We start from the raw sequence: 8,465 nt of genomic DNA on the forward strand, positions 1-8,465 counted from the left end.
GGTAGTGCCGGCCGCTGGCCGGCTCCCGGTTCTCTCTGCATCGTGCAGCTGCCGGCCAGCGGCCGGCACTACCTGGATCGCGACGGTACCGGTCAGCGGCCGGTACCTGCCGGCCTTGTTATGCGTCCGGGTCCGGCGTCGCCGCTGGATCCCGCACCAGATGGATATCGGTCGGCGAAGACAACGCGATCCCGGCCGCCGCAAACTTCTGCAGCACCGTGAAGTACAGCTCGCTGCGCGCGCCGTATACCGCACGCGGGCCTGACACGTAGGCAAAGCTGTTGATCGCGATCTGCCCATTGGCGATCGAGTCGATGAATACCGACGGTGCCGGGTCGCTCAGCACGCCCGGGTGATCGGTGTAGGCATCCAGCAGGATCTGCCGCAATGCGGCCACGTCCGTGTTCAACGGCACCGAGAACTGGATCTGGATCCGGCCCTGCGCGTTCCCCATCGTCATGTTGCGGATGGTCTTGGTGATCAGCTCGGAATTGGGCACGATCAAGGTGGACTTGTCGCCGACCTGGATCTCGGTCGAGCGCACGCTGATCCGCTTGATGTCGCCTTCCTGGTCGCCCAGCTTGACCCAGTCGCCGATCTTGACCGGCCGCTCGGCCAGCAGGATCAGGCCCGAGACGAAGTTCTGGGTGATCGCCTGCAGACCGAAACCGATACCGACCGACAGCGCGCTGACCACCAGCGCCAGCTTCTCCAGGCCGATGCCCAGCGCGGTGACGCCCCACAGCACCGCGGCGATGATGCCGAGATAACGGGTGACGGTGCTGATCGAGTTGCGCGCACCGGCATCCAGCTCGGTCTTGGGCAGATAGGTATCGCTCAGCCAGCGCTGGAAGGTCTGCATCACCGCCCACACCACCAGGAACACCAGCACCGCATACAGCACGCTGCCCGGCCGGAGCGTGGTCTCACCGATCTTCAGGCCTCCGGACAACGAGTCCAGCCCGCCCAGGAAAGCGTTGAGGTTGCCGAATGGCGCGGCCAGCATCAGCACGCCCAGCACGATCACCCCGACCCGCAGCACCGCCGAGAGCAGCACGCCGGCCTGCTCCACCCGCGACTCACTGAGCCCGGTGGTCAACACGATGGTCTGCCCGGCACGGCTGCTGGGCGCGAGCACCCAGGTGGCCAGATCATCGGCAAACTTGAGCAGCAGCGAGACCGCCATGAACACCACCGCGACCCAGACCAGCTGCTGGGCCACGAACAGCGCGAAGTTGAGATACCCCAGCAGTGTGGCGATCACCGCCGCAGCCACGGCGATGTGGCCGACCAGGCGCGCCAGCACGATCCAGCCACTGCGGCGAGGCGCCCCGCGCACCTTGCCATCGCCACCGGCGCGGGGATCGGCCCGTGCTTCGGCCTCGGCGGCTTCGGCCGCCTGGCGGTTGTGCATGCGCGCCAGCGAGGTCAGGATCGCGATGATCAGCCCCAGGTAGGTCAGCGCCATCAACCCATCGGCGGCCACCGTGGTCACCTCGCTGGTGCGGGCTGCATGGTCGAGGGCAGCCAGCATGATGCTCAGCCAGGTCAGGCCGGCCGCACCCCACGCGTACTTGCGCAGCCGCAATGCCGCACTGTCATCCAGCGGCAGCAACCGCCACGACGGGCGCTTGGGTACCAGCAGACAGGCGCTGAGCGCAGCGATGAAAGCCGCCACGAAGGTGGCCATCTCGAACGTCTCGGCCACCTGCTGCAGCCGCGGCGGGATCGCGCCGATCGCATCCAGCGACTCCACCAGGGCCACCGCCGCCAGGCCCGGCAACAGCGTGCCGACCAGCAGCAGCCACACCGCCAGGCCAGAGCGGCGCAGGCGTCCATCGGGTGCACGCTCGGAGGCGGCAAAGCGGCGCCCCAGCGCGCGCAGCCACAGCCGCAACGGGAAGAACATCACCAGTGCGACCGCCAGCCCGATCAAGGGCGCGTTCCAGCCATGCTTGGCAATGGCCTTGCGGGCCGCGTCTTCGCCCAGCCGATAAAGAATGGCCAGGCGGTGCACATCGTCCGGCACATCCTTGGCGAAGCTGCGCCACAGCGCAGGCGACAGCGGTGAGGCGACCTTGCGGCTCAGCTGTTCGCTGAACTGGGTGACCCGCATCTTCTCGATGCGCTCGCCGAGCTGTTTGGCATCCACTGAGAGCAGCTTGGCGCGGGCGATCTGCGCGGTGATGTCGGCCTTCTGCTGGTTCAGCGCCTTGCGCTGCCGGCTCACTTCCGGCGGCTCGACGGTGCCTTCGGCGACCTGGCCAAGCTGCTCGAGCCGCGCATCCACCTGCTGAAGCTGCGGGTCGAGGGCGCTCTGCAGGCCGTCGGCATCGCGCTGGACGGCCAGGGCGCGGTCGGACAGCGCCTTCAGGGTTTCAGTGGTGCCCGCATCCTCCAGCGCATCACTGGTGGCGCGCAGCGCTTTTTCGGCCTGGACCAGTTGTTTGGCTGGATCCGGGGGCGGATCCGTGGCCTGCCCGAGAGCGACCGGCGCGGCGCCGAGACAGGTCAACAACAGCAGCCAGCCCAGCGACCGCACCACAAACGAAGAATGACGAAGCGACACGCCAGCACCAACGGTTCGCGCGGACCACCGCGCCTGCCCGCGACTATAAACCGGGCCCCGTTCAGAACAGGTATGCGGGCGCTCAGTACTTCAGGCGGAGCTCTTCAACCTGCGGTTGCAGGCGCGCGTACCAGTCCTGGAACTCTTCCTCGGTGATCTCCTCGGGCGCGTAGACCGCGATCTCATCCCAGGCATGATCGGTCGGCAACGGCTGCCGCGGCCCGGCGCGCAGGGTGTAGGTCACGCCTTCATGGTCGACCACATCATCGGCCGTCTCCCGTTGTTGGCGGGCAACGCCATTTTCGCTCTTGAGCAGAATCAGCTGGTACATCCGCATCTCCATCGCTGTTGAAAGAAGCGCTCATGGCGCCCCGGCCCAGCATAGCGCCGCCCACGCGGCCGGAGCATGACGCATCGACAACGCAGCGTTCTCGACACCGCACTCGCCCCGGCTTCACCCGGCCGTGGCAGCAGCCCCGGCATCGTGGGATCGCATTCCCACCAGCCGTTGCCCATGACCACACAGCCCGACCTGAAAACCGTTCCCGACCTCAAGCTGCCGCGTTACCTGGGCACCTGGTACGAGATCGCCCGCCTGCCGATGAAGCACGAGCCGGAAGGCTGCACGGATGTCTCCGCGCATTACAGCCTGAAAGACAACGGCCATGTCGCCGTGGTCAACCGCTGCCGCATGGGCAACGAGATCGAGGAAGCCGATGGCGAAGCCTGCCCCGTGGACAACGACACCGCGCGGCTGGCGGTCAGCTTCCTGCCCAAAGGCCTGCGTTGGCTGCCCTTCACCAAGGGCGACTACTGGGTGATCCAGATCGCCCCGGATTACAGCGTCTCGCTGGTCGGCAGCCCGGACCGCAAGTTCCTCTGGCTGCTCTCGCGCACCCCCACGCTCGACCGCACCACGCAGGAGCACTACCTGGCCCAGGCGCGGCTGCAGGGCTTTGACCTGACGGAGCTGATCCAGACCCCGCACACCGGCCACCCCACCGCCTGAGGCTGCCATGGATCTGAAGAGCGGATACCCGTTCTGGGCCGTGCGCAACGGCCTGATGCATGCGTTTCCACCGCTGGAGAAAGATCTCAACTGTGAGGTGCTGGTAGTCGGCGGCGGCATCAGCGGCGCGCTGATCGCCGACGAGCTGTGCGCGCACGGGCACGATGTGGCCCTGATCGAACAACGCGACATCGGCTGGGGCAGCACGGCGGCCAGCACCGCGCTGCTGCAGTACGAGATCGACACCCATCTCATCGATCTTGCCCAGCGCTATGGCGAGGACGCCGCCGTGCAGGCCTACCAGGCCTGTGCCGAGGCGATCCCGGCCATCTGCGCGGTGGCCGCGCCGTTCCGCGACGTGGATTGCCACCGCATGGCCAGCCTGTATTACGCGAGCAAGCGCGGGCATCAGGCCGTACTGGTTGAAGAATGCGCGCTGCGTGCCAGGCACGGCTTCGATGTGCGCTGGCTGGACAGCGAGGCGGTCGCAGACGAGTACGGTATCCGCGCACCGGGCGCGATCCTCAGTGCGCTCGCCGCACGCATCGACCCCTACCGGCTCACCTACCGGCTGCTGATGCGGCTGCACACGCGCGGCTGCGGCGTCTATGACCGCACCGTGCTGGATACGCTCACCCCGACCCCGCGCGGCGTCACCGCGACCACCCTGGGCGGCGCGCGCATCCGTGCCCGCCACGTGGTGCTGGCCACCGGCTATGCCGGGCAGCGCTGGTTGAAGCCCTCGGTGGCCCGCAACCGCAGCAGCTATGCCTTCATCACCGATCCGATCCACCCGGACCTGCTCGGCCCGCTGCGCGAGACGATGGCCTGGGAATCGGCACGCCCCTATCTCTACCTGCGCAGTACCGGCGACCACCGGCTGCTGATCGGTGGTGAGGACGATGCCATCGATCTCCCGGCGCGGCGCGACCGGCGGGTGGAGAGCAAGACCGGCAAGCTGCTCAAGAAGACCGCCAAACTGTTCCCGCACCTGCCGCTGCAGCCGGCCTTCTCCTGGGGCGGCACCTTCGCCGAGACCCACGATGGCCTGCCGTTCTTTGGCCCGCACCCGCAATGGGGGCCACGGGTACTGTTCGCGATGGCCTACGGCGGCAACGGGATCACCTACTCGATGATCGGCGCCGGACTGCTGCGGGCGCAGATCGAACGCCGCCGGCATCCGCTGTCCACGCTGTTCGGATTTGACCGGTTGGGCTGAGTTCCCCTTGCAACGCACGCCATGACAGGCATCATTCAAACTACGGCTGCTAGCGTCAGCGCTGTCGGCCGTCCCGCCTGTCTGCTCCGGAGCCTCTCATGATCCGCCTGCTTCCCCTGCTGCTGTGCCTGTCCCTGCCCGGTGTGGCGCTGGCCCAGTCTGCCGCAGGCGCCACCGGCCCGCAGTCCTCGACCGGGCTGGACCTGAGCATCCCGGACGCCCCCCTGCAGTACTTGAGCGATCAGTCGCTGCGCGGCGATCCGCCGGGCACGTTCTACGGTGACCGCACCGGCCGGCGTTCCACCGACCGGGCCGCCAACGGCATCGCCCACGTGACCGATGACAAGCTGCGGGTCAACGGCAGCTTCACCACCGGCATCGGCTATTCCGAGAATTACGGCAACAGCCATTACAACGCGGCCGAGCTCAATCTGAGCAAGAACTACACCACGGACGAGGGCAACACCCGCAACGTCAACGTCAACATCCGGGTGAGCGAGGGCAAGGGCCCCGGCTTCTTCGGCCCGTACGGCTACGACGGTTTCGATGGCTACGGCGGCTACGGCCGCGGCCCGGGCTACTGGGATTCCCCGGCGCGCTGGTAAGCGCTGCCGCCCCCAGGCACATGCGCGGACGGCCGGGGAAACCCGGCCGTTCGTACATCCAGCGCGCGGTGGCGCGGCCGGATCAGTCCCACCAGCCATCGCGCCTGCTGGCCAGCACGCGGCCGTCGTGACCGCTCATGCGTACTTCCACGCGCTGGTTGCGGGCGTTGCGCGCATCCAGGGTCCAGGTGGCGCCATCGCGCTCGAGCGAGTCGATCTGCGTCAACCCGGCCTTGCCGGCCAGCGCCAGGATCTGCCCGGCGTCCAGCACGGCGCGGCCATCGCGCGGATCGAAGATCTCGCCCTTGGTGTCATCGATGATCACTTCATCGACCGTGCCATCCTTGCGGGTCACGTCTGCTTCCCACACGCCATCGTCGTGCTCCAGCTCATGCACCTGGGTGTAGCCCGCCGCGCTCAGCTTGGCCTGGACCTGGGCAGCCGACAGGTTGGCGGCAAAGGCCGGGGTGGCGAACAGCGCAGCGGCCAGGGCGGTAGCGGCAATCATCGTCTTCATGGGAATCCTTGAGGGGGGCACCGGTCCATTCCGGCACCGCCAGTCTGGCCACCACGCCTAACCGGACCATGAGGGCGACTGTTAGATACTGTTTAGACAGCCCGGGTATACCGGTGCCCTGCCCTTCGCCTGCGTGCCCGCATGTCTGCCCTGTCCCTGATCCTGCCCCTGCTCCTGACCCTCGCCCCGCAGGACCCGATGCGGGTGCTCGACGGTGGCAGCCATCAGCAGGACAGCGTTCGCCAGGCGGTGCGGCAGGGCCGGTTCGTGCCGCTGGAGCAGGTCGTCGCCGACGCGCTGCGTCGCTACCCCGGCAAGCTGATCGAGGTGGAACTGGATGACGGAAAGTACGAGATCGAGATCCTTGGCCCGGAGGGCGTGGTGATGGAGTTGGATTACGATGCCGCCACCGGCCGCCTGCTGAAGATGGAAAAAGACTGATGCGCGTGCTGCTCGCCGAAGATGACGCCCTGCTCGCCAGCCGGCTGCAGACGCTGCTGGAAGAGGCCGGCTATGTGGTCATCCACAGTGCGGAGGGCCGGGATGCCGAGTACCAGGGGCAGATCGAGGACATCGCCGCGGCCGTGGTCGATCTGGGCCTGCCGGGCCTGGACGGGCTGAGCGTGATCGAACGCTGGCGCCAGGCCGGGCGCGACTTTCCGGTGCTGGTGCTGACCGCCCGCGCCCGCTGGCACGACAAACTGGCCGGCTTCGATGCCGGTGCCGACGACTACCTGACCAAACCCTTCCAGCCCGAAGAACTGCTGCTGCGCCTGCGCGCCCTGATCCGCCGCAGTGCCGGTCACGCGCATCCGCGCCTGCAGTGCGGCCCGCTGGTGCTGGACGTCAACGCCGGCCGCTTCGAGCTGGACGGCGCGCCCCTGGCACTCAGCGCGCAGGAGCACCGCATCCTCAGCTACTTCATGCATCACCCGGACACGGTGTTGAGCCGTTCCCGGCTGGGCGAGAACGTCTACGAAGACGGCTTCGATCCAGACTCCAACACGCTGGACGTGCTGATCGGCCGCATCCGCCGCAAGCTCGGCAGCGAGCTGATCCACACGCATCGCGGCCAGGGCTTCCGCCTCTCGGCGACGCCATGACCACCGGCTCGCTGCGCACCCGCCTGCTGGTCGCCGGTGGCCTGGGCCTGGTGCTGGTCTCGGCACTGGCCACGTGGTGGCTGGGCGCGATGTTCGAGCGTTCGGCGCGCACCGCGATGGATGAGCGCCTGGGCAACGATCTGATCGCGGTACTGGCACTGGCCGAGAGCGATGCCAACGGCCAGCTGCAGTGGCGCGACACCTTGGCCGACGAGCGCTACCGCCGTGTGTTCTCCGGCGACTACTGGCAGGTGCTGGACCCGCAGGGCCGCCCGCTGGGGCAATCGCGCTCGCTCTGGGACGGCTCGCTGGCCGCGCCGAGCGCACTGCAACCGGGGCCTGCGCAGGCCTTCGATGCTCGCGGCCCGCTGCAGCAATCCCTGCGTGTTCTGGCCCAGCAGGTCACCCTGCCCCGCGCCGCCGCGCCGGTGATCGTGATGGTCGCCACCGACCGCAGCCCGCTGGATGCCCAGGTCGCCAGCTTCCGGCAGCGCACCGCGCTTGCCCTGGCCGTGCTGATCGCGCTGTGGTTCGGCGTGCTGGTCACCCAGGTGCATTACGGCCTGCGGCCGCTGGCCGAACTGGGCCGCATTGCCGGGCAGGTCCGCAACGGCGAGAACGTACGCTTTCCGCAGCAGGGCCTGGTGAAGGAAGTCGCGCCACTGGCCGGCCAGCTCAACGCGCTGCTCGATCATCACCAGCGCATGGTGGTGCGCGCACGCCGCAGCGCCGAAGACCTCGCGCATGCGCTGAAGACGCCGCTGACCGTGCTCACCACCGAGGCCGAGGACGACGGCAGCGACTGGCGGCAGACCCTGCGCAGCGAGACTGCGCGCATGCAGGCCAGCATCGATCGTTACCTCGCTGCAGGCCTGGGCGCGGACAGCCAGCAGCGCACGCCGGTGGCACCGGTGGTGAGCACACTGTGCGGGCTGATGCAGCGCGTGCATGCCGCGCGCGGGCTGCGTTTTGCGTGCGACAGCGACACCGCGGGTGTGTTCGCTGGTGCGCGCGAGGATCTGGAAGAGATGCTGGGCAACCTGCTCGACAATGCGGGCAAGTGGGCCGCGCAGGCAGTGCGCGTGGACGTGGCACGGGAGGGTACGCAGCTGCGCATCACCGTGGCCGATGATGGTCCGGGACTCCCGCCAGAGCAGCTGGAGCGTGTGCTGGAACGCGGCGTGCGGCTGGATGAGCGTGCTTCGGGGAGCGGGCTGGGATTGTCGATCGTGGCGGACATCGCCGAGAGTTACGGCGGGACGCTGGTGCTGGCCAATGGCGCGCCGGGGTTGCGGGCGACGTTGACGTTGCCGGCCGGCTGACCAGCCACCGGGTAGAGCCGACCGTTGGTCGGCTGCTTTTCGCGAGCACCCGAACGCGCCCTGGGGCGCGACACCCCCCAAACGGTCGGCTCTACCGGGAGGAATCGCGCACCGCTTGTAG

General features: G+C 68.2%; 9 protein-coding genes. 6 read left to right on the forward strand and 3 right to left on the reverse strand.

Going from position 1 to position 8,465, the window contains the following annotated elements:
• Positions 1–118 precede the first annotated feature (118 nt).
• Together ABE546_RS16040 and ABE546_RS16045 are read right to left on the reverse strand one after the other, a co-directional pair.
• Positions 119–2,569 carry a DUF3772 domain-containing protein gene (locus ABE546_RS16040; RefSeq protein WP_346464465.1) on the reverse strand — a complete coding sequence of 817 codons (2,451 nt, stop codon included), beginning with the start codon at positions 2,567–2,569 and terminating at the stop codon, positions 119–121.
• Between the two features lie 82 nt (positions 2,570–2,651).
• Positions 2,652–2,900: a hypothetical protein gene (locus ABE546_RS16045; RefSeq protein ID WP_313212460.1), complete on the reverse strand. Its 249-nt coding sequence runs from the start codon at positions 2,898–2,900 to the stop codon at positions 2,652–2,654.
• 183 nt (positions 2,901–3,083) lie between these two features.
• Here ABE546_RS16045 and ABE546_RS16050 point away from each other — a divergent pair, with 183 nt between their 5' ends.
• The 3 genes from ABE546_RS16050 (at position 3,084) to ABE546_RS16060 (ending at position 5,402) form a co-directional block, all read left to right on the forward strand.
• Positions 3,084–3,578, forward strand: coding sequence for a lipocalin family protein (locus ABE546_RS16050; RefSeq protein WP_346464467.1), 495 nt, complete (start codon positions 3,084–3,086; stop codon positions 3,576–3,578).
• A gap of 7 nt (positions 3,579–3,585) precedes the next feature.
• Positions 3,586–4,797 (forward strand): FAD-dependent oxidoreductase, encoded by a 1,212-nt coding sequence (locus ABE546_RS16055; protein WP_346464469.1) that lies wholly within the window; start codon positions 3,586–3,588, stop codon positions 4,795–4,797.
• Positions 4,798–4,895: 98 nt separating this feature from the next.
• On the forward strand, positions 4,896–5,402 hold the full coding sequence (locus tag ABE546_RS16060; protein WP_346464471.1) for a hypothetical protein: 507 nt from the start codon (positions 4,896–4,898) through the stop codon (positions 5,400–5,402).
• Positions 5,403–5,484: 82 nt separating this feature from the next.
• On the opposite strand, the gene ABE546_RS16065 is transcribed toward ABE546_RS16060, so the two are convergent.
• Complete coding sequence (locus ABE546_RS16065) at positions 5,485–5,919, reverse strand: PepSY domain-containing protein (RefSeq protein ID WP_313212456.1); 435 nt, start codon at positions 5,917–5,919, stop codon at positions 5,485–5,487.
• A gap of 198 nt (positions 5,920–6,117) precedes the next feature.
• Here ABE546_RS16065 and ABE546_RS16070 point away from each other — a divergent pair, with 198 nt between their 5' ends.
• The 3 genes from ABE546_RS16070 to ABE546_RS16080 are packed head-to-tail and all read left to right on the forward strand — an operon-like array spanning position 6,118 to position 8,344.
• On the forward strand, positions 6,118–6,360 hold the full coding sequence (locus ABE546_RS16070; RefSeq protein WP_313212462.1) for a PepSY domain-containing protein: 243 nt from the start codon (positions 6,118–6,120) through the stop codon (positions 6,358–6,360).
• Entirely contained in the window at positions 6,360–7,022 is a 663-nt protein-coding gene (locus ABE546_RS16075; RefSeq protein WP_123729931.1) for a response regulator transcription factor, read from the forward strand. The genes ABE546_RS16070 and ABE546_RS16075 overlap by 1 nt, the downstream gene beginning before the upstream one ends.
• Positions 7,019–8,344: an ATP-binding protein gene (locus ABE546_RS16080; RefSeq protein ID WP_346464473.1), complete on the forward strand. Its 1,326-nt coding sequence runs from the start codon at positions 7,019–7,021 to the stop codon at positions 8,342–8,344. The genes ABE546_RS16075 and ABE546_RS16080 overlap by 4 nt, the downstream gene beginning before the upstream one ends.
• The last annotated feature ends 121 nt before the right edge of the window (positions 8,345–8,465 follow it).

Origin of the sequence: Stenotrophomonas sp. TWI377 (assembly GCF_039674525.1) — a bacterium.
Taxonomy (GTDB): domain Bacteria; phylum Pseudomonadota; class Gammaproteobacteria; order Xanthomonadales; family Xanthomonadaceae; genus Stenotrophomonas.

Coding starts and splice junctions, on each gene's coding strand:
- ABE546_RS16045 (WP_313212460.1), bottom strand. CDS start 2,900: ATGTACCAGCTGATTCTGCTCAAGAGCGAAAATGGCGTTGCCCGCCAA.
- ABE546_RS16050 (WP_346464467.1), top strand. CDS start 3,084: ATGACCACACAGCCCGACCTGAAAACCGTTCCCGACCTCAAGCTGCCG.
- ABE546_RS16055 (WP_346464469.1), top strand. CDS start 3,586: ATGGATCTGAAGAGCGGATACCCGTTCTGGGCCGTGCGCAACGGCCTG.
- ABE546_RS16060 (WP_346464471.1), top strand. CDS start 4,896: ATGATCCGCCTGCTTCCCCTGCTGCTGTGCCTGTCCCTGCCCGGTGTG.
- ABE546_RS16065 (WP_313212456.1), bottom strand. CDS start 5,919: ATGAAGACGATGATTGCCGCTACCGCCCTGGCCGCTGCGCTGTTCGCC.
- ABE546_RS16070 (WP_313212462.1), top strand. CDS start 6,118: ATGCGGGTGCTCGACGGTGGCAGCCATCAGCAGGACAGCGTTCGCCAG.
- ABE546_RS16075 (WP_123729931.1), top strand. CDS start 6,360: ATGCGCGTGCTGCTCGCCGAAGATGACGCCCTGCTCGCCAGCCGGCTG.
- ABE546_RS16080 (WP_346464473.1), top strand. CDS start 7,019: ATGACCACCGGCTCGCTGCGCACCCGCCTGCTGGTCGCCGGTGGCCTG.